Annotated in this window: 22 protein-coding genes and 2 tRNA genes; 16 read left to right on the top strand and 8 right to left on the bottom strand. The window is 62.5% G+C overall.

The features are described 5' to 3' along the window. Nucleotides 1-253: 253 nt before the first annotated feature. Nucleotides 254-330 (bottom strand) — tRNA-Ile (locus O9Z63_RS03740). Between the two features lie 125 nt (nt 331-455). Here O9Z63_RS03740 and O9Z63_RS03735 point away from each other — a divergent pair. Genes O9Z63_RS03735 through O9Z63_RS03725 form a run of 3 tightly spaced genes read left to right on the top strand, consistent with a single transcriptional unit; the run spans nt 456 to nt 3,015 of the window. Next, complete coding sequence (locus tag O9Z63_RS03735) at nt 456-1,133, top strand: HAD family hydrolase (protein ID WP_270127959.1); 678 nt, start codon at nt 456-458, stop codon at nt 1,131-1,133. Continuing rightward, nucleotides 1,087-2,316: a site-2 protease family protein gene (locus O9Z63_RS03730; RefSeq protein WP_270127958.1), complete on the top strand. Its 1,230-nt coding sequence runs from the start codon at nt 1,087-1,089 to the stop codon at nt 2,314-2,316. The genes O9Z63_RS03735 and O9Z63_RS03730 overlap by 47 nt, the downstream gene beginning before the upstream one ends. A gap of 57 nt (nt 2,317-2,373) precedes the next feature. Continuing rightward, entirely contained in the window at nt 2,374-3,015 is a 642-nt protein-coding gene (locus O9Z63_RS03725) for a hypothetical protein (protein ID WP_270127957.1), read from the top strand. A gap of 147 nt (nt 3,016-3,162) precedes the next feature. Here the strand turns inward: O9Z63_RS03725 and O9Z63_RS03720 are convergent, their stop codons facing one another. Further along, the gene (locus O9Z63_RS03720) at nt 3,163-4,353 is read right to left on the bottom strand and encodes a phosphoglycerate kinase (RefSeq protein ID WP_270127956.1); all 1,191 of its coding nucleotides are present in this window, start codon (nt 4,351-4,353) and stop codon (nt 3,163-3,165) included. A 165-nt stretch (nt 4,354-4,518) separates the two neighbouring features. On the opposite strand from O9Z63_RS03720, the gene O9Z63_RS03715 reads away from it, so the two are divergent. The 9 genes from O9Z63_RS03715 (at nt 4,519) to O9Z63_RS03675 (ending at nt 14,076) form a co-directional block, all read left to right on the top strand. Next, complete coding sequence (locus tag O9Z63_RS03715; RefSeq protein ID WP_270127955.1) at nt 4,519-7,254, top strand: D-alanine--D-alanine ligase family protein; 2,736 nt, start codon at nt 4,519-4,521, stop codon at nt 7,252-7,254. Nucleotides 7,255-7,461: 207 nt separating this feature from the next. Then, a complete protein-coding gene (locus O9Z63_RS03710; protein WP_270127954.1) occupies nt 7,462-8,247 on the top strand; it encodes a PASTA domain-containing protein in 786 nt (261 codons plus the stop codon). A gap of 214 nt (nt 8,248-8,461) precedes the next feature. Continuing rightward, on the top strand, nt 8,462-10,354 hold the full coding sequence (locus O9Z63_RS03705; RefSeq protein WP_270127953.1) for a T9SS type A sorting domain-containing protein: 1,893 nt from the start codon (nt 8,462-8,464) through the stop codon (nt 10,352-10,354). A gap of 93 nt (nt 10,355-10,447) precedes the next feature. After that, complete coding sequence (locus O9Z63_RS03700; RefSeq protein ID WP_044013262.1) at nt 10,448-10,747, top strand: rhodanese-like domain-containing protein; 300 nt, start codon at nt 10,448-10,450, stop codon at nt 10,745-10,747. A gap of 153 nt (nt 10,748-10,900) precedes the next feature. Continuing rightward, entirely contained in the window at nt 10,901-11,353 is a 453-nt protein-coding gene (locus O9Z63_RS03695) for a MarR family winged helix-turn-helix transcriptional regulator (RefSeq protein ID WP_270127951.1), read from the top strand. A 43-nt stretch (nt 11,354-11,396) separates the two neighbouring features. Beyond that, nucleotides 11,397-11,834 (top strand): organic hydroperoxide resistance protein, encoded by a 438-nt coding sequence (locus O9Z63_RS03690; protein WP_044013264.1) that lies wholly within the window; start codon nt 11,397-11,399, stop codon nt 11,832-11,834. A gap of 86 nt (nt 11,835-11,920) precedes the next feature. Further along, entirely contained in the window at nt 11,921-12,916 is a 996-nt protein-coding gene (locus tag O9Z63_RS03685; RefSeq protein WP_270127950.1) for an NADP-dependent oxidoreductase, read from the top strand. 30 nt (nt 12,917-12,946) lie between these two features. After that, a complete protein-coding gene (locus O9Z63_RS03680; RefSeq protein WP_270127949.1) occupies nt 12,947-13,267 on the top strand; it encodes a putative quinol monooxygenase in 321 nt (106 codons plus the stop codon). Between the two features lie 128 nt (nt 13,268-13,395). Beyond that, entirely contained in the window at nt 13,396-14,076 is a 681-nt protein-coding gene (locus tag O9Z63_RS03675; protein WP_044013268.1) for a type 1 glutamine amidotransferase domain-containing protein, read from the top strand. A 243-nt stretch (nt 14,077-14,319) separates the two neighbouring features. On the opposite strand, the gene O9Z63_RS03670 is transcribed toward O9Z63_RS03675, so the two are convergent. The 3 genes from O9Z63_RS03670 to O9Z63_RS03660 form a co-directional block, all read right to left on the bottom strand. After that, complete coding sequence (locus tag O9Z63_RS03670) at nt 14,320-16,242, bottom strand: RecQ family ATP-dependent DNA helicase (protein WP_270127948.1); 1,923 nt, start codon at nt 16,240-16,242, stop codon at nt 14,320-14,322. A gap of 94 nt (nt 16,243-16,336) precedes the next feature. After that, a complete protein-coding gene (locus O9Z63_RS03665) occupies nt 16,337-17,140 on the bottom strand; it encodes a hypothetical protein (RefSeq protein WP_270127947.1) in 804 nt (267 codons plus the stop codon). Between the two features lie 462 nt (nt 17,141-17,602). After that, a complete protein-coding gene (locus tag O9Z63_RS03660) occupies nt 17,603-18,265 on the bottom strand; it encodes an ABC transporter ATP-binding protein (protein ID WP_044013274.1) in 663 nt (220 codons plus the stop codon). A gap of 183 nt (nt 18,266-18,448) precedes the next feature. On the opposite strand from O9Z63_RS03660, the gene O9Z63_RS03655 reads away from it, so the two are divergent. After that, complete coding sequence (locus O9Z63_RS03655; protein WP_270127945.1) at nt 18,449-19,582, top strand: glycoside hydrolase family 113; 1,134 nt, start codon at nt 18,449-18,451, stop codon at nt 19,580-19,582. A gap of 241 nt (nt 19,583-19,823) precedes the next feature. Then, nucleotides 19,824-21,026, top strand: coding sequence for an ADP-forming succinate--CoA ligase subunit beta (gene sucC, locus O9Z63_RS03650; protein ID WP_270127944.1), 1,203 nt, complete (start codon nt 19,824-19,826; stop codon nt 21,024-21,026). Nucleotides 21,027-21,111: 85 nt separating this feature from the next. Here the strand turns inward: sucC and O9Z63_RS03645 are convergent, their stop codons facing one another. Further along, a complete protein-coding gene (locus tag O9Z63_RS03645; RefSeq protein ID WP_190784367.1) occupies nt 21,112-21,594 on the bottom strand; it encodes an Ohr family peroxiredoxin in 483 nt (160 codons plus the stop codon). Between the two features lie 145 nt (nt 21,595-21,739). Between O9Z63_RS03645 and O9Z63_RS03640 the strand changes: the two genes are divergently transcribed. Then, nucleotides 21,740-21,811 (top strand) — tRNA-Arg (locus tag O9Z63_RS03640). A gap of 66 nt (nt 21,812-21,877) precedes the next feature. Here O9Z63_RS03640 and O9Z63_RS03635 read toward each other — a convergent pair. Beyond that, the gene (locus O9Z63_RS03635) at nt 21,878-22,045 is read right to left on the bottom strand and encodes a hypothetical protein (protein WP_270127941.1); all 168 of its coding nucleotides are present in this window, start codon (nt 22,043-22,045) and stop codon (nt 21,878-21,880) included. A 6-nt stretch (nt 22,046-22,051) separates the two neighbouring features. Then, on the bottom strand, nt 22,052-24,325 hold the full coding sequence (locus tag O9Z63_RS03630) for a heavy metal translocating P-type ATPase (RefSeq protein ID WP_270127940.1): 2,274 nt from the start codon (nt 24,323-24,325) through the stop codon (nt 22,052-22,054). Between the two features lie 313 nt (nt 24,326-24,638). On the opposite strand from O9Z63_RS03630, the gene O9Z63_RS03625 reads away from it, so the two are divergent. Then, entirely contained in the window at nt 24,639-25,334 is a 696-nt protein-coding gene (locus tag O9Z63_RS03625; RefSeq protein ID WP_270127939.1) for a DUF305 domain-containing protein, read from the top strand. Nucleotides 25,335-25,400: the final 66 nt, after the last annotated feature.

Below are 25,400 nucleotides of genomic sequence, written 5' to 3'. Positions count from 1 at the left end.
TCCTTTTGCGGAAAAGGTTGGTGCAGGATATCCGGTTATAGATAAATTAATCCATTCTTAAGATAAAGGCACATTGCCCGCCGCTGCGGCCTGAGGTGCCATCTAACATACTGCTAGTGCTCCAAGCTTCCGGGCTTCTGCCAGCGCCGGGCAGAAGCGCGCAGGCCGTTTTGGGAGTCTCCACTAAGAAATACTGGCAGAACAGTAGGCAGAAAAACAAAAATCCCGCTCTACGTTGCCGTAAAGCGGGATTTGGTGGGCCCAACTGGAATCGAACCAGTGACCTACTGATTATGAGTCAGTTGCTCTAACCGATTGAGCTATAGGCCCTTGCCTTTACCGCCCACGGGATGGTTGGTTTCAGCCGTGCAAACTTCGACTTTTGCGGGCGGATTTGCAATTACACCGGGCAGGAAAAGCGTTGTTCCGGTGCCCAGCCTCAGATAGTCAGCCTTATGCCACATCAACTGCCCAACCTGCTCTTCGATTTTGGGGGCGTCATCATCAACATCGACTACCAGCGCACCCTGGCGGCCATGGGCCGCCTGCACCGGCACGGCAGCACCATCGAGTTTACGCAGGCGGCGCAGGCCGAGCTGTTCGACCAGATGGAAACGGGCCGCCTGACGCCGGCGCAGTTCCGGGACGGCCTGCGCGCCACCTACGAGCTGGAGGCCACCGATGAGGAGCTGGACGCCGCCTGGAACGCCATGCTGCTGGATGTGCCGGCCGAGCGGCTGGCTCTGATTGCGGAGCTGCGGGCCAAGGGCCACCAGACGGCGCTGCTGTCCAACACCAACCAGATTCACATCGACCAAATCAACCAAGTGCTGCGCGCGCAGTACGGCTTCGAGCACGGCATTGCCGACTGCCTCGACCGGGTGTTCTACTCGCAGCACGTGGGGTTGCGCAAGCCGGGCGAGGAAATTTTCCGGCACGCGCTGCGCGAGATGAACTGGAAGGCCGAGGAAACTCTTTTCATCGAGGACAGTTTTCAACACATCGAAACGGCCCAACGCCTGGGCCTGCACACGCTGTTTCTGGCCCCGCCCCTCACGCTCTCCGACGCCCTACCTGCTGCCCTTAGTGCCTTATCCAACCGACAACCCTCCGCCGCTCCTCCCCTTTCCTGACGCGGCCAGCCCTGACCTGCCGCCGTCTGAACCGGACGAGCCCTGGCCGGACGGATATGCTGAAAAACCAGAACCGCCGCGCTGGCGGCGCTATGCGCTGCACCTGGGCCTGTTCCTACTGACGCTGCTGACCACCACCCTGGCTGGCGCCGAGTGGATGACCGGCAAATTCACCTTTGAAGGCACGGGCCTGACGGCCGCCGAAATCCGGCAGGGCCTGTGGTTTTCGGTGCCGTTTCTGGGAGTGCTGACGGTGCACGAGTTTGGCCACTACTTCACGGCACGGCACCACCGGGTGCGGGCCACGCTGCCCTATTACATTCCTTTCTTCACGGGCATGTTCAGCACCATCGGCACGTTCGGGGCCGTCATTCGGGTCAAGGACCGGATATTTTCGCGCAAGGAGTTTTTTGATATCGGGCTGGCCGGGCCGCTGGCGGGGTTTCTGCTGGCGGTGCCGGTGCTGATTTACGGCTTCACGCACCTGCCGCCCGCTGACTATATCTTCCAGATTCACCCGCAATACGCTAAGTATGGCTCTGAGTATGCTCGCTATGTATATAGTGCAGGCCAAGGCATCACGCTGGCCAAGCCGCTGCTGTATCAGGGCCTCGAATACCTGTTTGCCGACCCTGCCCGGCTGCCGCACCCCAACGAGCTGACGCACTACCCGGTGCTACTGGCCGGCGCGCTGGCGCTGTTCTTCACGGCGCTCAACCTGCTGCCCATCGGCCAGCTCGATGGCGGGCACATTCTGTACGGGTTGCTGGGCTTCCGGCGCTTCAACCGGCTGTCGGGGGTGCTGTTTGTGGGGTTTGTGTTCTACGCCGGGCTAGGGCTGTTTTCCAGTAGCACGTCCGGCCAGACGTGGCTGTACTGGGGCGCGCCGTACTTTGCCTACCTGTGTGTAGTGCTGCGGCCGGTGGTGCCGCGGCTCTGGCAGGCGCTGCTGCTGGCGGTGGGCGTGTGGGCGGTGCAGTTGGCCTGCACGGTGGCGGTGCCGGGCATCTTGGGCAATCCGGGCTGGCTGGGGTTCGGGCTGCTGCTGAGCCGCCTGATGGGCGTGTTCCACCCGCCGGCGCCCGACGAAACGCCGCTTTCCGGCGGGCGCAAGGTGCTGGGCTGGTTGATGCTGGCTATTTTTGTGCTGTGTTTCTCGCCCAGCCCGTTCGCCTTTATCTGAGTGGCCTGATTTCCTGTTTGTTTTTCGGGGCAGTTTCGCCCGTCGTTTTACTATTCCATGCTTCTTGAACAACGCCGGTTGTGGGCCGGCAGCACCCTGGTGGCTTTGCGCCAGCATGGCCTTTACATCTGCCAGCGCGAAGCGGGCGGGCGGGCCGTGCTGGAAGTGGAGCTGCCCTACGAGGAAATTCTGCCCGTGCGGGTGGAGCGCCGCAACTTCGTGCCGCACAAAAAACTGCTCAGCCTGCTGGCCATTGTGGGCTGGTGCCTGTTCACCTTCACGCTCGACCACCGCCAGGAGGCCTCGTTTGTCGTCGATTTCTGGCTCTGGGCCTTGGGCCTCGGCGGCCCGCTGCTGGTGTACGCTTGGTATGGCTGGCAGCACCGGTGGCGCGAGTTTGTGCTCCTCACGTCCCGCTCCAGCATCATCTTCGCCGACCGTTCGTCTGAGCAGGCCGCCCTGCAGGGCTTTGCCGAAGCCCTGGACCGCCGCACCAAAAGCTACTTGCGCCACGAGTACGGCCAGGTGAACCCGCTCGGCCCCATCGAAATCCAGCTGCACCGCCTGCAGTGGCTGCGCAACCTGGAAGTCCTCACCGATGCCGAGGCCCGCACCAGCGCCACTCGCCTCACCGGCCGCCTCTCGCTCGACACCATGCGCAGCATGGGCCAGGACCTGGAAACGCCCTACGTGAATTAGTATTTAGTAGTAAGTATGAAGTAGCCTGTGGCTGCCGACGCACGCAAAAAGGGCCTTTCTCTTCGGCACATTGCCGAAAAGAAAGGCCCTTTTCCTTGCTAATACTAAGCACTGACTTCTCAGCACTAAATAATTGCTACCAAATACTTACCGGCCTTCTAGCGCCGCTACGCCGGGCAGCTCCTTGCCTTCCATGTACTCCAGCAGCGCGCCGCCGCCGGTGCTGATGTAGCTCACCTTGTCGGAGAAGCCCATCTGGTTGACGGCCGCGGCCGAGTCGCCGCCGCCGATGAGGCTGAAGGCGCCGGCTTCGGTGGCGTCGGCAATGGCCTGGGCTACGGCCTGGGTGCCTTTGGCGAAGCTGGGCATTTCGAACACGCCCATCGGGCCGTTCCAGAGGATGGTTTTGGACTGGCGCACCACCTCCGCAAACGCCTTGCTGGACTCCGGGCCCAGGTCGAGGCCCATCCAGCCGTCCGGAATTTCGCTGTTGGCAGCCACTTTGGTTTGAGCGTCGTTGGCGAATTTGTCGGCAATGAGGCTGTCGGTGGGCAGCACCAGGTTCACGCCTTTGGCTTTGGCCTGCTCGATGAGACGCAGGGCCAGGTCCATCTTGTCGGCTTCCAGCAGCGAGCTGCCGATGTGGCCGCCCTGGGCTTTGGCAAACGTATAGGCCATGCCGCCCCCGATGAGCAGGTTGTCGACCTTGTCGAGCAGCTTCTCAATCAGCTGAATTTTGTCGGAGATTTTGGCGCCGCCCATGATGGCCGTGAACGGGCGCTCGGCGTGCTCCAGCACCTTTTTGGCGTTGTCGAGCTCACTCTGCAGCAGGTAGCCGGCCACGCGGTCAGCAGGCGCGAAGTGGCTGGCAATGACGGCTGTGGAAGCGTGCTTGCGGTGAGCCGCCCCGAAGGCGTCGTTCACGTACACGTTGCCGAGCGGGGCCAGCTTTTCGGCAAACGCGTCGTCGCCTTTCTCTTCCTCGGGGTAGAAACGCACGTTTTCCACCAGCAGAATCTGGCCGGGCTGTAAGGCGTCGGCCTGGGCTTGGGCCTGCAGCGCATCGGTGGCAAACTGCACCTCGGTGCCGTACTCCTCGCCCAGGCGGGCCACAATGTGCTTCAGCGAAAACTTGTCCTCGGGGCCACCTTTGGGCCGGCCCAGGTGCGAGAGCAGCACCACCGAGCCCCCATCGGCCAGGATTTTCTTGATAGTCGGCGTAGCGGCCCGGATGCGGGTATCGTCGGTGATGGCGAAGCTCTTATCGAGCGGCACGTTAAAGTCTACGCGCACCACGGCGCGCTTGCCGGCGAAGTTGTACTGATCGAGGGTTTGCATAAGCGGGTTGGTTGGATGACGGCGCGAATGTAGCATAAGCTTTAGCTTGTGCCGTGCTGGGAGTGTACGGAAAACCGCCGGCCAGCGCTGACTGCTTTTTTCTGTTGGGGCGGTTTAGGGCACAAGCTAAAGCTTATGCTACATCCCCGTACCTTTGCGCTACCTATGAAAATCGGCATCTTCTTCGGCGGCCCGTCGCGTGAGCGGGAAATCAGCTTTGCGGGCGGCCGCACCGTATACGACAACCTCGACAAGGCCCTCTTTGAGGCCGTCCCCGTGTTTGTGGACAGCAGCGGAAACTTCATTCTGCTCGACTGGCACTTCATCTATAAAGGCACCATCCGCGACTTCTACCCGCCGGTATCGACGCTGCCGCGCACCGAGCTACCGTGGCAGGTGTACCTGGAAAGCCTCGGCCACCTGAGCCTGGATGAGCAGGACCGCATCATCGCGGAGGTGGGCCGCCGCGTGCAGCCCCAGGAGCTGCGCGAGCTGATGGACTTCGCCTTCCTGGCCCTGCATGGCCCGGGCGGCGAAGACGGCGCCATTCAGGGCCTGCTGGAATGGTACGGCATTCCGTATTCCGGCTCCGGCATTCTGCCCTCGGCGTTCGGCATTGATAAGATTGCGCAGAAAAAGTTACTCAAAGCACTGAATCTACCGACCCCGAAGTTTCGGGTGTTGGAAGAGTCGTGGGCTCTGAATGCCACTCACCCTAAGTATCTACGAGGCTTGGTAGAGGAACTTGGGCTGCCGCTGGTTATCAAGGCCCCGCGCCAAGGCAGTAGCTTGGGCATCAGCATTCTGAAAGAAGAAGACCCGGCCGCTTTTGCCAAAGCTATTGAGCGGGCCTTGTTTCAGCACACCATCACGCGGGAGGAATGGGCCGCGCTGGACGAGCCGGCTCGCTTGGCCTGGGTGCGACAGGTGGCTGATATCCGGGAAGGCATTGGGTTGCCCGTTGCAGCGCATGCTGCCCAAGCAGGCTTCGGAGCCATCAGCTCCGACTATGTGATGCCGGTGCTGGAGCACCCGCAGGAACTGCTCACTTTCCTAAACGAGCACTTTCCGCAAGCCGATGTAGTTCACCTGCGCAGCACCACCGGCGAAACGCAGGTGTTGGTGGAAAGCTTTGTGGCCGGCCGCGAGTTCAGCTGCATTGTAGTGGAGAATGAGCGGGGCGAACCGCTTGCTCTGCCTCCAACGGAGATTGTGAAGGGCGACGAAATGTTCGACTACCGCTCGAAGTATCTGCCGGGCTTGGCGCGCAAAGTGACGCCAATTGACTTGCCGGAAGCTGATATTCAGCGCATCCGGCAGCAAGCCCAGACGATGTTTAGCACGTTCGGCTTTCAGGTATATGCCCGTCTCGACGGCTTCATTCAGGCTGACGGCACTATCTTCCTCAACGACCCGAATACAACATCGGGGATGCTGCCGGCCTCGTTCTTCTTCCATCAAGCCGCTGAAATTGGCCTCAATCCGAGCCAGTTTCTGACGTACATCATTCGGACTTCCCTGGCGGCGCGGCGCCGTAGCGGGATGGCCCCAACCAAGCTGGAAGCACAGCTGCGCCAGCTGGACGCAGCGGTGGCAGCCCGGGCCAGCGAGGTGCGCACCCGCACGAAAGTGGCCGTGATTATGGGCGGTTACTCGTCGGAGCGGCACATTTCGGTGGAAAGCGGCCGCAACATCTTTGAGAAGCTCAGCTCCTCGGTGAAGTACGAGCCAGTGCCCGTGTTCCTGACCGGCAACAGCGACGAGTTCCGCCTCTACGTGCTGCCCATCAATGTGATGCTCAAGGACAACGCCGACGACATCCGGGAGAAAGTGGAGCACATGGAGGCCGGCCACGGCCTGCACCCCATTCTGGAGCGCATCCGGCAGGAAGCCCAGGCCATCACCCGCACCTTTGCGGGGCAGCTCACGGCCCAGCCGCGCCGCGTGTCGTTCGAGGAGCTGGCCGACATGGTGGACGAGGTGTTTATTGCCCTGCACGGCCGCCCCGGCGAGGACGGCGCCCTGCAGCGCGAGCTGGAGAAGTTCGGGCTGCCCTACAACGGCTCGGGCGTGGATAGCTCCTCAGTCACGATCAACAAGTTTGAAACCAACCGCCGCCTGCGCGAAGCCGGGCTGCGCGTGGCCGAGCACCGCATGGCCAGCCGCCTGGAGTGGGCCGCCGACGCCGAAAGCTTCTACCGGAGCCTGGAAACGCAGTTCCCCTACCCATTCATCGCCAAGCCCGCCGACGACGGCTGCTCCTCGGCCGTGAAGAAAATCAAGTCCCGGCCGGAGCTGGAGGCCTTCACCCGCCTGATCTTCCGCGACCAGGAAGACCTGATGCCGGCCGATGCTACCACGCTCAGCCTGGGCTTCAAGGAGGAATTCCCGCAGAAGGACGCCTTCCTGGTGGAAACCCTGATTTCACGCGACGGCGCGGCCCACTTCCTGGAAGTAACCGGCGGCCTGCTCACGCACTACGGTCCCGAGGGCGAGCTGCAGATTGAGGTATTTGAAGCCTCGGAGGCTCTGGCGACCGGCGAGGTGCTGAGCCTGGAAGAGAAGTTTCTGGCCGGCGAAGGCCAGAACATCACCCCGGCCCGCTACGCGCCGGACGCTGCAGAGCGCCAGCGCATCTCGGAGGAAGTGAAGCAGGAGCTGCGCCGCGTGGCCGAAATCCTGAACATCCAGGGCTACGCCCGCATCGATGCGTTTGTGCGCGTGCGCGACAACGGGGCGGTGGAAGTGCTCATCATCGAGGTGAACTCCTTGCCCGGTATGACGCCCGCCACCTGCATCTTCCACCAGACCGCGCTGGCCGGCTACACGCCCTACCAGTTCATCGACCAGATCCTGGAGTTCGGCAAGCAGCGCAGTGAGAAGCTGGCCGTCAGAAACTAGAATCTAATTCCCCTCCTTATTTAAGGAGGGGTGGCCGCAGGCCGGGGTGGTTTACTAGAGCTAGAATACTAGGGCTAGATTATCTTTCAACGATGGAACCACCTTGGCCTGCGGCCACCACCTATTTGAACAAGGAGGGCAATTATAACACTAGCTTTAGCTTCCAAACCCCTAGTTTTAGCCCCGACTCTCACCTCTCTCCTTCCAATGTCTTTTTTCAAATCTGATACGCCGCTTGATCTGGTGAAGCACCTGCTGGTGATTGGCCTGGCCACGGCGGCGCTGGTGTTCGGGTTCTTCTTCGTGTACCTGCCCCTCACCACCAACCACGGCGAAACCATTGTGGTGCCCAAAATCACGGGCATGAACCAGGCCGATCTGGAGGACTACCTCGACGAGCGCAACCTGCGCTTCTACGTCGATGACAGCTCCTACAACCCCGGCACGCGCCCGTTCACGGTGCTCAACCAGGACCCCGCCCCCGGCGAGAAGGTGAAGGAAGACCGCAAGATCTACATCACGGTGGCCATGAAGAACCCGCCCGTCATCAAGATGCCCAAGCTGACGGATGGCTCGGTGAAAAACGCCCAGATGATTCTGAGCAGCTACGACCTGGTGGTGGGCCAGATCAAGCTGGTGCCTAACATCCAGCAGAACGCCGTGCTGCGGCAGCTGGTGGGCGGCAAAGACATTGCGCCCGGCGCGGCCATTGCCAAAGGCACCAAAGTAGACCTGGAAGTGGGCGACGGCCTCGGCAACCAGGAATTCCCGGTGCCCAACCTCATCAACATGCCCGCCGACGAAGCCACCACCCTGCTCATCGGCCAGGGCCTGCAGCTAGGTGAGGTGTTCTACCAGCCCGCTCAGGACGGCGAAACCGACGGCACCGTAGTGAAGCAGCGCCCCGTGGCCGCCCCCGACGCCACCATCCGCATGGGCCAGCTGGTCGACATCTGGGTGGCCGGCGACGAGCCCGTGAAACCGGTGAACTAGAATCACAGATTTTGCAGATTTAAGGCTGATTTCACAGATTGATTTTCCCCGAAAGAGCCGCGCTGTTGCGCGGCTCTTTTGCTTTGTACTGCCACCAGCAGGCGCATATCTCTGCCGCCTGAATCCGCGACATCCTTTTTCAATCTGCAAAATCTGTGATTGAAATTTTAAGCGGTGCCGGCGCGTTTCAAGCCCATATCCTAACTTGCTTTCGATGATGTATTCCAAAGTTCTACGCGTTTCTGTCTTATCGATTCTGGGTGTGCTGCCCCTGGCCACGGTGGCGCAGGAGCTGCACTCGCTGGGCACCGACCCGGGCCGCACGGCGCCGGCCGCACGGCCCGCCACCGCCCAGCGCGGGCAGGCCCTGACGCTGCCCTTCTTCGACGACTTCACGACGCCCCAGGAAGGCACGCCCAAAGCGACGAACTGGCTGCCCGGCGGCGGGGTGCTCGTCAACAACCGGTTTCCGCTGGCGCCGCCCACCCGCGGCGTGGCCACCTTCGACGGGCAGCAGGCCAACGGCCGCCCCTACGGCAGCGGCTACAGCGACATCGACTCGCTGGTGTCGCAGCCCATCGACCTGAGCGGCCGCACCGCCACCGACCGGCTGTATCTGGGCTTTTACTGGCAGGCGGGCAACATTTTCCGGCGGCCGTCGGCCAACTCCGGCACGGCCGCGGTGCAGCTGCAGCTGGAGTTCAAAGACCAGAACGGCCTGTGGGTGCCGGTCTGGACGCGCCGCAGCGACGGCACGCGCGAAGCCTTCCGGCGCAAGTTTGTGGCCATTGATCAGGCGCGGTTTCTGCACGGCAGCTTCCAGTTCCGGTTTCGGGCCAAGGGCAGCCTGGCCAACAACGACGACTCCTGGAGCATCGACTACGTGAAGCTGGCCCCGGTGCGGGTGCGCGCCGACTCACTGTACCAGGACGTGGCTACCAGCCGCCCGCTGAGCAGCTTGCTGGCCCGCGGCACGGCCATGCCAGTGGGGCAGTTCAACGCCGCCCCCAACCCGACCGCGCTACTAAACCCAGCCACGTTCACCACCATCAACAACCTCTCCGACAGCGGCTTTCCGGTGCCCGGCCGCTGGGTGGGTCAGCTGGACGTGCTGCCCAGCGGCCCGTCGGCGCTGTTCCGCACTACCGATTTCGTTTCGCTGAGCAGCCCTCAGTTTCAGTTTCGGATTGAGGGCGACCTGCGCAGCAGCCCGCTGCCGGTGTCGGCGGCGGCCAAAACGGTGCGGCACCGGCTCACGCTCATCACCAACGAAGCCAACACCGACCCGCGCACCATGCCCAACGATACCATCTCGCGCGTGACCGAGCTGAGCGACTATTTCGCTTACGACGATGGCACGGCCGAAGCCTTCGTGAGTGTGCCGCCTTCTACCCTCAATCAGAGCTACTACGCCCTGCAGTTCGACCTCAACAAGCCCGACCAGGTACGCAGCATCCGCATTTCGCCGGCGTATCCGAGTGCGGCGGGCCGCACCATCACGGTGAACGTGTGGGACGCCGACCCGGCCAATGGTGCGCCCACGCGCCAGCCCAAGGCCACGCAGAGTGTGCAGATTCCGGCCTCGCTGCCGGCGGGGCAGACGTTTATGGAAGTTGCATTTGCGGCGCCGGTGCCGGTGAGCGGGCGGTTTTATGCCGGCTACGGCCACGGCCTCATCACCACGCCGCTTGGTATCAATATTGACCTCAACAATGTGCCGCCCACGAATGCCTTCTGGCAGTTCACCCGCAACGTGTGGGAGCCGAGGCCCACGGTTTCGCCGGATGTGCCGCCGCAGTATGAGGGCTGGGCCCTGATGCTGCGCCCGGTGATGACCAACACGGTGCTCAGCAGCGCCCCGGCGTCGGTGGCCGACTCGTACAGCCTCTACCCCAACCCCGCCACGCAGGGGCAGGTGCGGGTGCAGGGCCGCTACGCCCGCGCCCAGGTGCTCGATGCGCTGGGCCGCGTCGCCTGGCAGCAGCCCGCCAGCCAGCACGGCCAGCCCCTGCTGGAGCTAGGCACGCTGCCCGCCGGCCTCTACCTGGTGCAGCTGACACTGGCCGATGGCCTGATCGTGAGCAAGCGCCTGATACTGAACAAATAGATAATCTGCGGGCCCTTTTTGCGTGGTACTTATGTGGAGTTTTGCCACCTTTACGCTCCACAATTTTCCTTCCACAACCCTTCACATAGCCCTATGGCCGATATAACTCCTGCCGAGCTAAAACAACGCCAGGCCGCTGGCGAAAAACCTACCATTATTGACGTGCGCGAGCCCTGGGAAAACGAGGAAGGCCGCATCGAAGGCAGCCAGAATATCCCGCTTAACACGCTGCCCCAGAAGCTGGAAGAGCTGGAAGACCTCAAAGACCAGGAAATCATTGTGCACTGCAAAAGCGGCGGCCGCTCCACCTCGGCCAAAGCGTACCTCACCCAGCAGGGCTTTATGCAGGTTCGCAACCTGCTCGGCGGCTTCCAGGCCTACCAGCAGGCGTAGCTTTTTCGGCTGTATCTATTGGAGTCGTTTCCTCGTTTGGGGAAACGACTCTTTTTTTATGCCTGTCTATCAGACACTTGTCACAAAGCGCAATAATTAATTGCGCACAACTAAACATTACACAACCACAGCCAGTTTACTATTCCGAAACCCATGAGCGACAATCCCTCCCTTCCTTCCGACGAAACGCTGCTGAAACTGGAAAGCCAGCTGTGCTTCCCGATCTATGCGGTTTCCAGGATGTTGACCAAGGCCTACCAGCCCTATCTGCAGGAGCTGGACCTTACCTATCCGCAATACCTAGTGCTGCTGCTGCTCTGGGAGCATGGCGAGCTGACCGTGAAGGCACTGGGCGACAACCTGCTGCTCGACTCGGGCACACTCACGCCGCTGCTCAAGCGGCTGGAGCAGAAGCAGTGGGTGAGCCGCCGCCGCGACCCGCGCGACGAGCGTTCCGTCATCATTGGCCTGCTGCCGGCCGGCCGCGAGCTGCAGCAGCGCGCCTGCCACGTTCCGGAGGCCCTATTCGCCAGGCTGGGCATGTCGCCCGCCGAGTTTGAGGCCCTGCGCACCCAGCTTCAACAACTACTCATTCGGCTGTCCTGAGTCCGGGCCGGCTTTTTTTTCTCTTCCCTTCATTTCTTACCCGATGAAAATCAACAAAGTCTTCACCGCACAGGCAAAAGCTAAAGGTGGCCGCGACGGCCAGGTTACGTCCAAAGATGAGGTAATCAACATTCCGCTGAGCACGCCCAAGGAAATGGGCGGCCCCGGCAAGCCGAACTCCACCAACCCCGAGCAGCTGTTTGCCGCCGCCTATGCCTCGTGCTTCGAGGGTGCGCTGGGCGTAGCCGCCCGCCAGGCCAAGGTGAAGCTCGACGGCGTGACGGTGGAAGCCCTGATTGGTTTCGGCCAGGCGGAAGACGGCGGCTACGGCATTTCGGCCGATCTGCACATCAACATCCCCGGCGTAGAGCAGGCCCAGGCCGAAGAGCTGGTGCAGGCCGCCCACGGCATCTGCCCCTACTCGCGCGCTACCCGCGGCAACATCGAGGTGAACCTGACCACCACCACCGAAGCCGCGTAACCAGCTTCCTGGTCTGCAGTATAACCGTCATCCTGAGCAACCTCGGGATGACGGTTAATTTTTCCCTCGCCCTTTTTCCCCACGCTATGAAAACCCAAGCCATTGTGCTGGCCAGCCGCCCCCAGGGCACGCCGACCGCCGAACAGTTCCGATTTGAAACGCTGGAGCTGCCGCCGCTGGCGGCCGGCCAGGTGCTGCTGAAAACCCGCTACGTGTCGGTTGACCCGTACATGCGCGGCCGGATGAGCGCCGCCAAGTCGTATGTGGCGCCGTTTGAGGTGGGCCAGCCGATTGCGGGTGGCGTGGTGGCCGAGGTAGTGGAAAGCCAGTCCGACGCGCTGCCCGTGGGCAGCGTAGTGGTGGGCAACCTGCCCTGGCAGCAGCACAGCGTTGCGGACGGCAAAAGCCTGAACCGGATTCCGACCGACAAGGCGCCGGTGAGCTACTTCCTGGGGCTGCTGGGCATGCCCGGCCTCACGGCCTACTTCGGGCTGCTCGATATCTGCCAGCCCAAAGCGGGCGAAACGGTAGTGGTATCGGGCGCGGCCGGCGCGGTGGGCATGGTGGTAGGCCAGCTGGCCAAAATCCAGGGCTGCCGCGTGATTGGCACCGCCGGCTCCGACGAGAAAGTGGCCTACCTGAAAGAGCTGGGCTTCGATGAAGCCATCAACTACAAAACCGCCAACATTGCCGAAGCCCTGGCCGCCGCCGCCCCCAATGGCGTCGACTGCTACTTCGACAACGTGGGCGGCCCCATCACCGACGCCGTGTACGACCTGCTGAACAAGCACGCTCGTATTGCGCTCTGCGGCCAGATTTCCACCTACAACACCACCGAAGCACCCGTAGGCCTGCGCCCCGAGGGCAAGCTGCTCAAAACCAGCACCAAGCTGCAGGGCTTCATCGTGAGCGACTACCTGCCGCAGTGGCCCGAAGGCGTGGCCAAGCTCACGGAGTGGTATGGCCAGGGCAAGCTGAAGTTCGAGGAAACCATCACCGACGGCTTCGACCAGATTCCGGCGGCGTTCCTGGGCTTGTTTCAGGGCGACAACACCGGCAAGGCCATCGTGAATGTAGCCTAGCTTTTTTCCTCCTTTCAACTCCCGCTTTTCATGGCAAACCAAGCTGAAATCTATTGCGTGGCCGCCGAGTGGCTGGTGCCCACCGAGCACATCGACACCGTGCGCGACCTGCTGATGCAAGCTGCCGCCGCCGTGCGCCAGCACGAGCCCGGCAACCTGCTCTACATTGCCCACGAGTCGGCCGACGAGCCCGGGCGCTTCTTCGTGTATGAGCAGTACGCCAACCAGGAAGCCCAGATTGCGCACCGCGCCGCGCCCCATTTCCAGGACCTCGTGCTGGGCCGGATAGTGCCGCTGCTGGCCGAGCGCAAAACATCTTTCTACCGCCTGCTGCCCGTCCAGGGCAAGTAAAAGCAGTAGCGCGAACTGTGTAGTTCGCGCCCCCGAACGACAGCCGCCCAAACGGCGCAATGGCGCGAACTACACAGTTCGCGCTACGGCCGTTCAACACCCGTTTTTCACCCCTTTTTCCCACAACCATGAACATTCTGATGGTATTGACGTCCCACGACCAGTTGGGCGACACAGGACATAAAACCGGCTTCTGGCTGGAAGAATTTGCCGCTCCCTACTACGTGTTCAAGGATGCCGGCGCCACGCTCACCCTGGCCTCGCCGGCCGGTGGCCAGCCGCCCCTCGACCCTAAGAGCGACGACCCCAGCGCCCAGACCGACGCCACCAAGCGCTTCAAAGCCGACACCGACGCCCAGCAGGCCCTGGCCAGCACCGTGAAGCTGGACACGGTAAACGCTGCTGATTTCGACGCCGTGTTCTACCCCGGCGGCCACGGCCCGCTGTGGGATTTGGCCGAGGACAAAAAGTCCATCGAGCTGATTGAGAACTTCTACGCCGCCGGCAAACCGGTAGCGGCCGTATGCCACGCCCCCGGCGTGCTGCGCCACGTGAAAGACGCCAACGGCGAGCCGCTGGTGAAAGGCAAATCGGTAGCGGGCTTCACAAATACCGAGGAAGAAGCCGTGCAGCTGACCAACGTGGTGCCTTTCCTGGTGGAAGACATGCTGAAGCAGAACGGCGGCGACTACTCCAAAGGCGCCGACTGGGCTCCTTACGTAGTGAAAGCCGGCAACCTGATTACCGGCCAAAACCCCGCCTCGTCGGAGCCGGCCGCTGAGGAGCTGCTGAAACTGCTGAAGAAATAACTTCGAGCTTCCTCAAGAAAAGCCGCCCCGGCTGTGCCTGTTTCAGGCGCGGCCGGGGCGGCTTTTTGGGTGTTAGCACAGTGCATCGGCTCCGGTCCGGCGGCTTTTTTCAGCCGTCGGACCGGTCGCTGTAAGCTGACGTTGCTTACTACTGTGCACCCTATGTCGTTCAATCGGCAACCGGCCCGACGGCTGAAAAAAGCCGCCGGACCGGAGCCATTCCTGTAAGGCGCCAATAAATTCCTACCCCAGCCGCCCATCCGGCGCGTACGCCAGCTCGCCCAGCTCCACCAGCTCCCGCAGCTGCTCCGTGACGGCCGTGGCTTGGCCGGGCGCGAACTGCGCGAGGATTTCGCGGGGCGTTTGGGGCGTGGCTTTGAGCAGATTGAGCAGCTGCTGGCGCAGGTCGGCGGACGAGGCGGGCGCCTGGCGTGCTTTCTTCTCGGCCAGGCAGAAGTCGCAGACGCGGCAGGGCGGCGCGTCCAGCTCGCCGAAATACTCTAGTAGCAGCTGCTGGCGGCAGCGTCCTCCGGCGGCGTAGCGCACCACAGCCTCGGTTTTGTGCAGGGCCAGGTCGCGGGCCTGCGTCAGGCGCTTCTGGTCTAGCGGCAGCTTGTCGGCATCGAAGCGCGGGGTAGTGAACAGGGCCTGCGGCGACTCCTGCCGCGGCTGGTACTGAATAATGCCCGAGCGGTGCAGGAATACCAGCGTTTTGCGCACGTCCACCACGCTAAGCTTGAGGTGCTGCGCCAGGCTGTTTTCCGAAATCCGCTGAAACCCGCTGAACAGCTCCCCGCCGTTGAAGCGCAGCAGACTCTTGATGAGCTGGTCGTGCTGGGCGTTGGCCACCTGAAACCGGTACAGGTCCTGGTGGTCGATGGGGATGTGGACCCGGGCAGGCGTGTTCACGGCCTCGTTCAGCTGCACAAAGCCTTCCCGGGCCAGGGTGCGGAGGCTGTTGTGGGCGTCGAGGGCCTTGATGCGGTAGGTTTCGGCGAAGTGCTGAATGTCGAAGTCGAAGGCTACCAGCTCGCCGCCGCCTACGGCCGTGCGCGAGAAGTTAGCCAGCGCCTGGTACACGCGGCGCACGGTGTCCAGCGGCGGGTAGGCCTGCTGGGTGCGGCGGCGCAGCTCGGCGGCATCGTTGGGGCCCTGCAGCAGCACGGCAAAGGCGTATTTCTCGTCGCGGCCGGCGCGGCCGGCTTCCTGGTAGTAGGCCTCCAGGTTGTCGGGCGCCTCCAGGTGTACCACCAGCCGCACGTCGGGCTTGTCGATGCCCATCCCGAAGGCGTTGGTAGCTACGATGCAGTGGATGCGGTTCTGCATCCAGTCCTGCTGGGTGCGGGTGCGCTGGTCACTGGGCAGGCCGGCGTGGTAGACGGCGGCGCGCACGCCCTGCTGCTGCAGGTAGGCGGCCGTGTCTTCGGTCTGGCGGCGGGTGCGGGCGTACACGATACTGGTTTTGCCGGCCCCCACGCCCCGCACCACTTCCAGCAGCCGGCGCAGCTTGTCCTCGGTAGCCAGCGCCGAATACGACAGGTTGGGACGGGCAAAGCTCTGCTGAAACACGCGGTGGCCGAGCCGGAACAGCAGCTTTTCCACGATATCCAGCTTCACCTGCTCGGTGGCCGTGGCCGTGAGGGCAATGCACGGCACACCGGGCAGCAGCTCACGCAGCGCCGCAATCTGCAGATACGGCGGCCGGAAATCGTAGCCCCACTGCGACAGGCAGTGGGCCTCGTCGATGGCCAGCAGACTCACCTTCATGCGGCCCACCCGGGCCCGGAACATGTCGGTCTGCAGCCGCTCGGGGCTCACGTACAGAAACTTCACCGGCCCGTACACGCAGTTGTCCAGGGTCTGGTCGATTTCCTGGTGGCTCATGCCCGAAAACACCGCCTCGGCCTTGATGCCGCGCTTGCGCAGGTTTTCCACCTGGTCCTTCATCAGCGCAATCAGCGGCGACACCACCACGCACAGCCCCGGCCGGGCCAACGCCGGCACCTGGAAGCAGATGCTTTTGCCGCCGCCGGTAGGCAGCAGCGCCAGCGTATCCTGCCCCGCCAGCACCGACCGGATAATGTCTTCCTGCAGCGGCCGGAACGCCGCATGGCCCCAGTGTTGGCGCAGTACGTGCAGAATATCGTCGGTGGCGTGCTCGGGCATGGCGCAAAAGTAATGCGAAGCGCCGCTTCGCCGGGCACAAAAAAAGCCCGGCACCAAGCGGCACCGGGCTTTCGATATATGTAGTGGGGTGTATTTAGGCGGCAGCGGCCTGGCCGTTCTCACGGTCCTCAATGGCCTTGCGGAGCTTGGCAATGGCCTGGGTGGCGCGCTCCTCATCGAGGCGGTTGATGTTGAGCAGCATCTTGGTTTTCTCGGGGCGCGAGATGACCGGATGGTTCAGCAACCGGATGATTTCCTCTTTCTGCGATGCCGAAGCGTAGGCCGGAGCCGAAACCTCAGCAGCAGGCGCGTCGGCGGCTACAGCTTTCATGGGGGCCGGAGCTTCAGCAGATACAACGGCCGGCGCCGAAGCCGGCACCACAGCCATAGCGGGCTGCGCGGCAGCAGGCGAGTTTCCGCCGTAGTCCATTTCCTCGGCCGGCGTGGGCTCGTAGCCGGCGGCGCGGATAATCCAGGCCAGGATGTTGCGGTAAGCCTTGCCGATGGCCCGGGTCTGGGCCATGCTCATAATGGCAAACTCCTGGTAGAACTTCTTGCCCTGCTCTTTATTGGAGCAGATGGCGAAGCCCGCCCCTACCGTGTGGCCCGACTTCATGTCGAACAGCGTCACCTTGGCCTGGTACTTAATTTCCTGGTCCGTGGACACGTTAATCACGTGGTCGACGATGGGCACGATGCCCAGGCGCGAGCCGGCATACTGCCAGCCTTCCACGTTCACGAACTCCTTGCCCTGCACGGTGGTCGTGAGCTTGTTTTCCTTGATGAACTTGGCCAAGTCAGTCGCCAAGTGCAGCGTCTCGTCGGAGCGCGAGATGTCAAAGCTCTCTACTTTGGTCTTGCGAACCGGCTCTTTGATGGTCTTGGTTGCTTCGCTCATGGCGTCTGTCGTTTTGATGTCCTGTAATACCGTTGTGTGTTCTGGATATGTAACGCCCCAGCCTTAGCAAAGGTGCAAAAATTGACAGAATTTTTATCAATTTTTACCCTTGATATCCAACAACTTACAAACAATATTTCCAACAAGGTTAGTCAACTAATATTTTTGGTCTTTCCCGGCCAGTTTTTCACCCGGTTTTGCTGCTTCCGCAGCAGCTTGGCTAGGCAAAAACAAACCCCTTGCTCCGTTCCGGTGACGGGGCAAGGGGTTGGGCTGCATGGTCCGGGGCGGGTCGGACGCATGACCTGAGCCGGGGCCAAAGCCCGCGGCGTCGTAGAGGGTTCTGGTAGCTTCAACGCCTGCCACCGCGCCGGGGTTCCGCAGGCCCTCCAGCCCAAACGCAACAGCGCCTCTCCCTGCAGCAGGAAGAGGCGCCGAAACGTGCCGGAGATGTGCGGCCAGCTAGTTCTGGCCTTCCCAGATGTAGCCGTCCTTCATGGTGATTTTGCGGTCGGCCATTTCCGCCAGCTGGTCGTTGTGCGTCACGATGACGAAGGTCTGGCCCAACTCCTTGCGCAGCAAAAAGAAAATCTGGTGCAGCTCCTGGGCGTTCTGCGAGTCGAGGTTGCCGCTGGGCTCGTCGGCGAAGATGATTTCGGGGGAGTTGATGAGGGCGCGGGCCACGGCCGTGCGCTGCTGCTCGCCACCGCTCATTTCCGAGGGCTTGTGGTCGGCTCGGCGCTCCAGGTTCAGCATCCCAAGCAATTCGCGGGCCCGCACGCGGGTTTCCTTCTCGGAGCGGCCGGCCAGATAGGCTGGCAGACACACGTTTTCGAGGGCCGTAAACTCGGGCAGCAGGTTGTGAAACTGGAAGATGAAGCCGATGTGGCGGTTGCGGAACCGCGCCAGCTCCGACCGCCGCAGCGAGCTGACCGACTGGCCGTCGAAGAGGATTTCGCCGGAGTCGGGGTTGTCGAGCGTGCCCAGAATGTGCAGCAGCGTGCTCTTGCCAGCCCCCGAAGACCCCACAATGGACACGATTTCGGCCTTTTCAATAGTCAGGTCGATGCCCTTGAGGACTTCCAGCGTATTGTATTTCTTACGAACGTTGATGGCTTGCAGCAAAACGGAACCAGGTAAAGTGAGCCGGAGTACGAAAAACAAATCTACAGTTTGCCGCGCAGATTACACCGGCTTGCGGCCGGCCCGCCTGCCGTACATGCCGCTGGCCGGCCCCACCGGCCCGCCGCAGATGCAAGCGGATTTCTGCAATTTGAGCCCTATACGCTGACGCACCTCCTTATGGCTATGGCTGTTTTTCCTTCTTCCCCCCGCTGGTCGTGGCTTTGGCTGGGGCTGGCGGCGTTGGCCCTGCTTGCAGCTTTGGGCCTAGCCCGGCGCTCTGCCCAACCAGCAGACCCGCATTTGCCAGCTAGCCCCAGCCGCTCGGCAGTTGCCAGCGCCATGCCTGCCCGGCCGGAAGACCGCCTCAAGGGCGTCAACTGGGTGGGGGCCGACTCAGTAGCCAGCCAGGACCTGGAGCCGCTGGTGCGGGCCCACGTCAACTGGATAGCCCAGACGCCGTTTGGCTGGCAGGCTGGTGCTGCCTCGCCCGAAATCCGGATGCACACCGGCGCCGGCAGCCGCCACTATTGGGGCGAAAGTGACCGGGGCCTCGTGCGCACCGCCCAACAGGCCCGGCAGCGCGGCATCCACACGCTGCTCAAGCCGCACCTGTGGCTGCGCGGCCCCGGCGGCACCTGGCCCGGCGACATCAGCATGACCAACGAAGCCGACTGGCAGACGTGGTTTGCCGCCTACACCACGTTTATCGTGCACTACGCCGAGCTGGCCGAGGCCAACGGCATGGAGGCGCTCTGCATCGGGACGGAGCTGGAGAAAACCGTGGGCCACGAAACCGAGTGGCGCGCCCTCATCGGGCGGGTGCGGCAGGTGTACCACGGCCCGCTCACATACGCCGCCAACTGGAGCGGCGAGTTCGAGCAGGTGAAGTTCTGGGACGCGCTGGACTACATCGGGGTGCAGGCCTACTTCCCGCTCAGCACCTCCGAGCGCCCCGCCAAAGCTGCCCTGCTCAAGGCCTGGCGCGAGCCGCTGGCCCGCATTGCCTCCGTGCAGAAGCGCTACGGCAAGCCCGTGCTGTTCACCGAAGCCGGCTACAAAACCACGCCCGACGCGGCCATCCAGCCCTGGGTGTGGCCCGACCGCAATGCCCTGCCCGCCACCCCCGACGAAACCACCCAGCGCGTGTGTTACGAGGCCATGTTCGAGACGTTCTGGCCGCAGCCCTGGTTTCGGGGCATCTTTATCTGGAAGTGGTACCCCGGCCTGCAGCTCAACGGCCCCGCCCACCGCCACCTCGACTTCACCCCCCAGCACAAACCCGCCGAGCAGGTAATGGCGCAGTGGTATGGCAGGTAAATGTCATTGCGAGGAGGCACGACGAAGCAACCCTTCCTCTCGTCGCAGACATTATCCTTACAGCAAAGCCCTCCGGCAACAGGTTGCTAATCCGGCGTCGGAGAGGTTATCGGAAAGGAAAGCTTCAAGCAAATAGAGGAAAGATTGCTTCGCTCCGCTCGCAATGACAGCGCGGTTCAGCCTATAATTGCCTACTTTCGCGCTCAGTAACCCACCCCGAACTTCTCTTTAACCGACCTTTATGAACATTCACGAGTATCAGGGCAAAGAAATTCTGAAGCGCTACGGCGTGCGCGTGCAGGAAGGCATCACGGCCGACACTGCCGAGCAGGCGGTAGAAGCGGCCAAGAAGCTGACTGAAGAAACCGGCACGAGCTGGTACGTTATCAAAGCCCAGATTCATGCGGGCGGCCGTGGCAAAGGCGGTGGGGTGAAACTCGCCAAAAACCTGGAGCAGGTGAAAGAAATTGCCGGCCAGATCATCGGCATGCAGCTCGTAACCAAGCAAACCGGCGCCGAAGGCCGCAAGGTGCACAAGGTGCTGATTGCCCAGGACGTGTACTACCCCGGCGCTTCGGAAACCAAGGAATACTATATGAGCGTGCTGCTGGACCGTGCCACCGGCAAAAACGTCATCATCTACACCACCGAAGGCGGTATGGACATCGAGGAGGTAGCAGAGGCGCACCCCGAGAAAATCCACCGCGAGCATATCGACCCGCGCGTGGGTCTGCGTCCGTTCCAGGCCGCTAAGATTGCCTTCAACCTGGGCCTGACCGGCGCAGCGCAGAAGGAGATGGTAAAGTTCGTGCAGGCGCTGTACAAGGCCTACGACGAGACGGACTCGGCCATGTTCGAAATCAACCCCGTCCTGAAAACCTCGGACGACAAGATTCTGGCCGTTGACGCCAAAGTAACCCTCGACGAAAACGCCCTCTACCGCCACAAGGATTTCGTAGAGCTGCGCGACACCAACGAGGAAGATCCGCTGGAAGTGGAAGCTTCGGCCTCGCACCTGAACTACGTGAAGCTCGACGGCAACGTGGGCTGCATGGTGAACGGCGCCGGCCTGGCCATGGCCACCATGGACATCATCAAGCTGAGCGGCGGCGAGCCGGCCAACTTCCTCGACGTAGGGGGTGGAGCCAACGCCCAGACCGTAGAAGCCGGTTTCCGCATCATCCTGAAGGATCCGAACGTGAAAGCCATCCTCATCAACATCTTCGGTGGCATCGTACGCTGCGACCGGGTGGCGAATGGCGTGGTGGAAGCCTACAAAAACATCGGCGACATTAAAGTGCCGATCATCGTGCGTCTGCAGGGCACCAACGCCGAAGAAGGCGCCCGCATCATCGACGAAAGCGGCCTGAAAGTGTACTCGGCCGTGCTGCTGAAGGATGCCGCTGAGCGCGTGAAGGAAGTGCTGGTTGCCCAAGGCATCTAGTCTCTCCAAAACAACTGTTTAGCATAAAAAAGGCCCGTCCGGATATCCGGACGGGCCTTTTTCGTTGGGCTATTGAAAGCTGCGGTTAGCCTTTGGCGGCTACGCCGGCATTCTCGTCAGCTTCTACGGGCAGGGCTTCGCCTTTCACGCGCAGTTCCACTTCCATGTTGCCGCGAGTGCCTACTGAGTACGGGCAGATTTTGTGGGCCTGGCGCACCATTTCCACAGTTTTCTGCTGGTCAAACGATTTCAGGTCGACGTCGAGCACGGCCGACAGGCCGTAGCCTTCGCCTTCCTGAAACAGGGTCACCGAGCATTTTACCTCGGTTTGCGGGTCGAGCTTGTCGCCGGCGCGCTGGGCAATAACGAGCAGCGCCTGCTGGAAGCACGACGAGTAGCCGGCCGCGAATAGCTCTTCGGGGTTGGTGGCGTTTTTCTTGCCGCCCAGCCCTTCCGGCACCGACATATCCAGGTCGATGATGCCAGTGGCGGAGCGGACGTGGCCGCTACGGCCGCCTACTGCGGTGGCGTCGGCGGTATACAGGTTCTTTTTTTCAGTGGAAGCCATACAGTAAATAAGTTCGGGTTGTGTGGTTAGGCTAACTGCTTTACCGTCCGGAAGGTTGTAGTAAGGCTGAACATGATTTTGCAGAAAATGGCCTGTATTGTTTTGCGCGGCCGCATTTTCTCTCTAGTTTTGCGCCTCCTAACCGGGTCGCGTAGTACAACGGATAGTATAGGAGTCTCCGAAGCTCTTGATCCAGGTTCGATTCCTGGCGCGACCACTAAAAGCCCCTTAGCGCCCTGCTAAGGGGCTTTTTTCATTTTTATCCGGCTGCTGGTAAAACAAGTTAGTCGCGCCCTGGCTCAAGCGCAGAGCGTGGCGGGGTTTCCGGGCTTGTGGTGGTGTCGGGCGCAGGTGCGGCGGCCGGCGTGCGTGCGGCCAGAAAGAAATACCAGACCACGAACCCAATCAGGGCCGCGCCGCTCAGCGTTACGATGATTTCTGCGGTATCCATGCGGGGTTAGAATTTGGAGGGATTGAAGCCGCGCAGGCGCAACGAGTTGGTCAGTACCGATACCGAGCTCAGGGCCATAGCCCCGGCCGCCAGCATCGGCGACAGCAGCCACCCGAAAACCGGGTACAGCAGCCCGGCGGCCACAGGAATACCCAGCGCGTTGTAGAAGAACGCAAAAAACAGGTTCTGGCGGATGATGCGCATCGTCTGGCGTGAGAGCTGCAGGGCCGTTACCACGCCTTGGAGGTCGGAGCGCATGAGGGTGATGCCGGCTGCTTCCATTGCCACATCGGTGCCGCCGCCCATGGCCAGCCCCACGTCGGCGCGGGCCAGCGCGGGCGCATCGTTGATACCGTCGCCGACCATAGCCACCGTGCAGCCTTCTGCCTGCAGGGTTTGCACTCTGGCGGCCTTGTCCTGAGGCAGCACCTCGGCAAAAAAGCGCGTGATGCCCACCTGCCGGGCTATCTGGGCGGCCACCTGCGGGTTGTCGCCGGTCATCATCACCACTTCCAGGCCCATGCGCTGCAGCTGCCGGATGGCCGCGGCGGAAGTGTCGCGCACGGTGTCGGCCACGCCGATAAGGCCGGCGGCCTCGCCGGCCACGGCCACGTAGAGCACGGTTTTGGCCTGGGCCAGCAGCACTTCGGCCTGCTGAAGCACGGCGGGCGGCAAGCTGATACCGGCCTCGGCCAGCAGCCGGGCATTCCCGACGAGCAACAGCTGACCGTTTATGGTGGCCTGGGCGCCCTTCCCTTCAACAGCTTTGAAGCCGCTGGCCGGCAGCGCAGCGGCCTGCTGGCTGTCGGCGTAGCGCACCACGGCGGCGGCCAGCGGGTGCTCACTCTGCCGCTCTACGGCGGCCACCAACGGTAGCAAGCGGGCGGCATCCTGGCCGGCAGCGGGCACGAAATCCGTGACGGTCGGCTCGCCGCGGGTGATGGTGCCGGTTTTGTCGAGCAGCACGGTGGTTACTTGGTAGGCCTTTTCCAGGGCTTCGGCGTTGCGGATGAGCACGCCGTGCTCGGCGCCTTTGCCGGTGCCTACCATGATTGCCGTGGGTGTGGCCAGTCCCAGCGCGCACGGGCAGGCAATAATGAGCACGGCCACAAAGTTGACCAGCGCCAGCGGCAGCCGGGTTTCGATAGGGGCCAAATCAAACCAAAGCACGAAGGTGAGGATGGCAATGACGACCACCGTGGGCACGAAAATGGCGCTGACTTTATCGGCGAGGCGCTGGATGGGGGCGCGGCTGCCCTGGGCGTCTTCCACCAGCTGCACGATGCGGGCCAGCATGGTGTCGGCGCCGGTTTTGGTGACGCGGAAGCGGAAGGAGCCGGTTTTGTTGAGCGTGGCCCCGAACACCGGGTCGCCGGGCCGCTTTTCCACCGGCAGGCTTTCGCCGGTGAGCATGGCTTCCTCCACGGCCGAGTGGCCGTCTTCGAGGATGCCGTCGGTGGCGACTTTCTCGCCGGGCCGTACCAGCACCAGGTCGCCGGGGCGCACCTGCTCGATGGGCACGTCCACTTCCTGGCCGCCGGGCCGCACGAGGCGGGCGGTTTTCGCCTGCAGCCCCATCAGCGCCCGAATGGCAGCCGAGGTGTGGATTTTGGCCCGCAGCTCCAGCACCTTGCCCAGCAGAATCAGGGCAATGATGGTGGCCGTGGTATCGTAGTAGACTTCGGGCATGATGCCGCGCTGCCGGAAAAAGCCTGGCAGCAGCGTGGCGGCCAGGCTGTAAAGGAAGGCCGCGCCGGTGCCCACGGCAATGAGCGTGTCCATGTTGGCGGCGCGATGCCGGAAGCCATTCCAGGCGGCGGTGTAGAACTCGCGGCCGCTGTAGAGCAGCACGGGCAGCGTGAGCAGCAGCAGGCCGTAGTTGAGCCATTGCATGTTGAGACGCTGCATGGCTGCGGGCCACAGCATGAGCATGCTCAGGGGCATGATAACGAGCGCCAGCCTGGCCGCCACCCAGAAGCGGCGCTGCAGGTGCTGGTAGGCCAGAGCTTTCTGCTGGTCGAGCTCCAGTTGCCGGTCGGCGGCACTGGTGTCGGGCGCGCGCTCCACCACGCCGTAGCCGGCCTGCACCACGGCCTGCTTCAGGGAGGCCGGGCTAGCCTCGGCGGGCAGGTAGTCGATGGTGGCTTTTTCGGTGGCGAAATTCACGACGGCCCGCTGCACGCCGGGCGTGCGGGCCAAAGACTTCTCTACGAAGGAGGCGCACGAAGCGCAGGTCATGCCTTCGATGTCGAGGGTTTCGGTTTTAAGATCGGGTTCCATAGGGTTGGGCACGCGTAACGCCGGCCGGGGTTGGGCCCGGCCATAAGGCGGCAATGCACTTACAAAGGAACACTGCAGGAAGGTCCGGGACCGTACGGAATCCAACCGAATAGTTGCATAATTCCCCCTTGCCCGGACCGGCAATCGGCCTCAGTTTGGTCTGGAGGCCGTTTTCCGGTCGGCTTGGCCCGCTGCCTATAGCGTCCTGCGTATCGGCCGTATCCGAAGCTGCGTAAATAGGTGCAGCACACGTTGCGCTTCCGGCGCTAGCCTTTTGCCGGCTGCCAGCCTTTTCTCCCTTACGTCTTCTTCCATGAAAAAGTCTTCTTTCCCCCTGGCCCTACTTTGCGCAAGCCTGCTGGCCAGCTGCAACCCCGACGCCAAGACTCCCACCACCGCCGATTCTGCTCCGGCCGCCCACGATATGGCCGGCATGGACCACTCGGCCATGGCCCACGACACCAACAGCGCCGCCTCACCGCAGCTCACGGCCATGAACGAGATGATGCAGCAGATGCACGCGGTGCCCATGCGCGGCAACACCGACTACGACTTCGCCCGCCACATGCTGGCGCACCACAAGGGCGCCGTGGTGATGGCCGACTTGGAGCTGCGCGACGGCAAAGACGCGACCATGCGGCAGCTGGCCGAAGAAATCAAGGCCGGCCAGCAGCAGGAAATTACGGCGCTGGAAGCTGCTGCCACCCGCCTCGCCGACGCCCCCACCAACTACAACCCAAAGCAGGCCACAGACCCATTCGCCAGCAAAATGGCGGCTTCCATGAGCGGCATGATGCGCAACATGCCCCAGCCGGTGGCCGACCCCGACATGAACTTCAACATGCTGATGACCGTGCATCACCAGAGTGCCGTGGACATGGCCCAGGCCGAGGTGGCCCACGGCCAGGACGCGCAGCTCAAGGTTCTGGCCCGGCAGATGATAGCCACCCAGCAAAAGGAAATTGCAGCGTTCAAAGCCTGGCACAATCAGAACCCTGAGAAGATGTAGCTGAATGCCCTCCCACGAAATGCCCTGGTCCTGCGCTGGAACCGGGGCTTTTTCGTTTCTTGAAGG

Source organism: Hymenobacter yonginensis, from assembly GCF_027625995.1.
In the GTDB taxonomy this organism is placed as follows: Bacteria; Bacteroidota; Bacteroidia; order Cytophagales; family Hymenobacteraceae; genus Hymenobacter; species Hymenobacter yonginensis.
Note: the sequence above shows the minus strand (reverse complement) of the source record. Positions and strands in the feature narration are given on the sequence as shown.

Coding starts and splice junctions, on each gene's coding strand:
- O9Z63_RS03630 (WP_270127940.1), bottom strand. CDS start 24,325: ATGGAACCCGATCTTAAAACCGAAACCCTCGACATCGAAGGCATGACC.
- O9Z63_RS03680 (WP_270127949.1), top strand. CDS start 12,947: ATGGCAAACCAAGCTGAAATCTATTGCGTGGCCGCCGAGTGGCTGGTG.
- O9Z63_RS03710 (WP_270127954.1), top strand. CDS start 7,462: ATGTCTTTTTTCAAATCTGATACGCCGCTTGATCTGGTGAAGCACCTG.
- O9Z63_RS03685 (WP_270127950.1), top strand. CDS start 11,921: ATGAAAACCCAAGCCATTGTGCTGGCCAGCCGCCCCCAGGGCACGCCG.
- O9Z63_RS03705 (WP_270127953.1), top strand. CDS start 8,462: ATGATGTATTCCAAAGTTCTACGCGTTTCTGTCTTATCGATTCTGGGT.
- O9Z63_RS03700 (WP_044013262.1), top strand. CDS start 10,448: ATGGCCGATATAACTCCTGCCGAGCTAAAACAACGCCAGGCCGCTGGC.
- O9Z63_RS03720 (WP_270127956.1), bottom strand. CDS start 4,353: ATGCAAACCCTCGATCAGTACAACTTCGCCGGCAAGCGCGCCGTGGTG.
- O9Z63_RS03625 (WP_270127939.1), top strand. CDS start 24,639: ATGAAAAAGTCTTCTTTCCCCCTGGCCCTACTTTGCGCAAGCCTGCTG.
- O9Z63_RS03675 (WP_044013268.1), top strand. CDS start 13,396: ATGAACATTCTGATGGTATTGACGTCCCACGACCAGTTGGGCGACACA.
- O9Z63_RS03695 (WP_270127951.1), top strand. CDS start 10,901: ATGAGCGACAATCCCTCCCTTCCTTCCGACGAAACGCTGCTGAAACTG.
- O9Z63_RS03690 (WP_044013264.1), top strand. CDS start 11,397: ATGAAAATCAACAAAGTCTTCACCGCACAGGCAAAAGCTAAAGGTGGC.
- O9Z63_RS03670 (WP_270127948.1), bottom strand. CDS start 16,242: ATGCCCGAGCACGCCACCGACGATATTCTGCACGTACTGCGCCAACAC.
- sucC (WP_270127944.1), top strand. CDS start 19,824: ATGAACATTCACGAGTATCAGGGCAAAGAAATTCTGAAGCGCTACGGC.
- O9Z63_RS03655 (WP_270127945.1), top strand. CDS start 18,449: ATGGCTGTTTTTCCTTCTTCCCCCCGCTGGTCGTGGCTTTGGCTGGGG.
- O9Z63_RS03725 (WP_270127957.1), top strand. CDS start 2,374: ATGCTTCTTGAACAACGCCGGTTGTGGGCCGGCAGCACCCTGGTGGCT.
- O9Z63_RS03735 (WP_270127959.1), top strand. CDS start 456: ATGCCACATCAACTGCCCAACCTGCTCTTCGATTTTGGGGGCGTCATC.
- O9Z63_RS03665 (WP_270127947.1), bottom strand. CDS start 17,140: ATGAGCGAAGCAACCAAGACCATCAAAGAGCCGGTTCGCAAGACCAAA.
- O9Z63_RS03715 (WP_270127955.1), top strand. CDS start 4,519: ATGAAAATCGGCATCTTCTTCGGCGGCCCGTCGCGTGAGCGGGAAATC.
- O9Z63_RS03635 (WP_270127941.1), bottom strand. CDS start 22,045: ATGGATACCGCAGAAATCATCGTAACGCTGAGCGGCGCGGCCCTGATT.
- O9Z63_RS03645 (WP_190784367.1), bottom strand. CDS start 21,594: ATGGCTTCCACTGAAAAAAAGAACCTGTATACCGCCGACGCCACCGCA.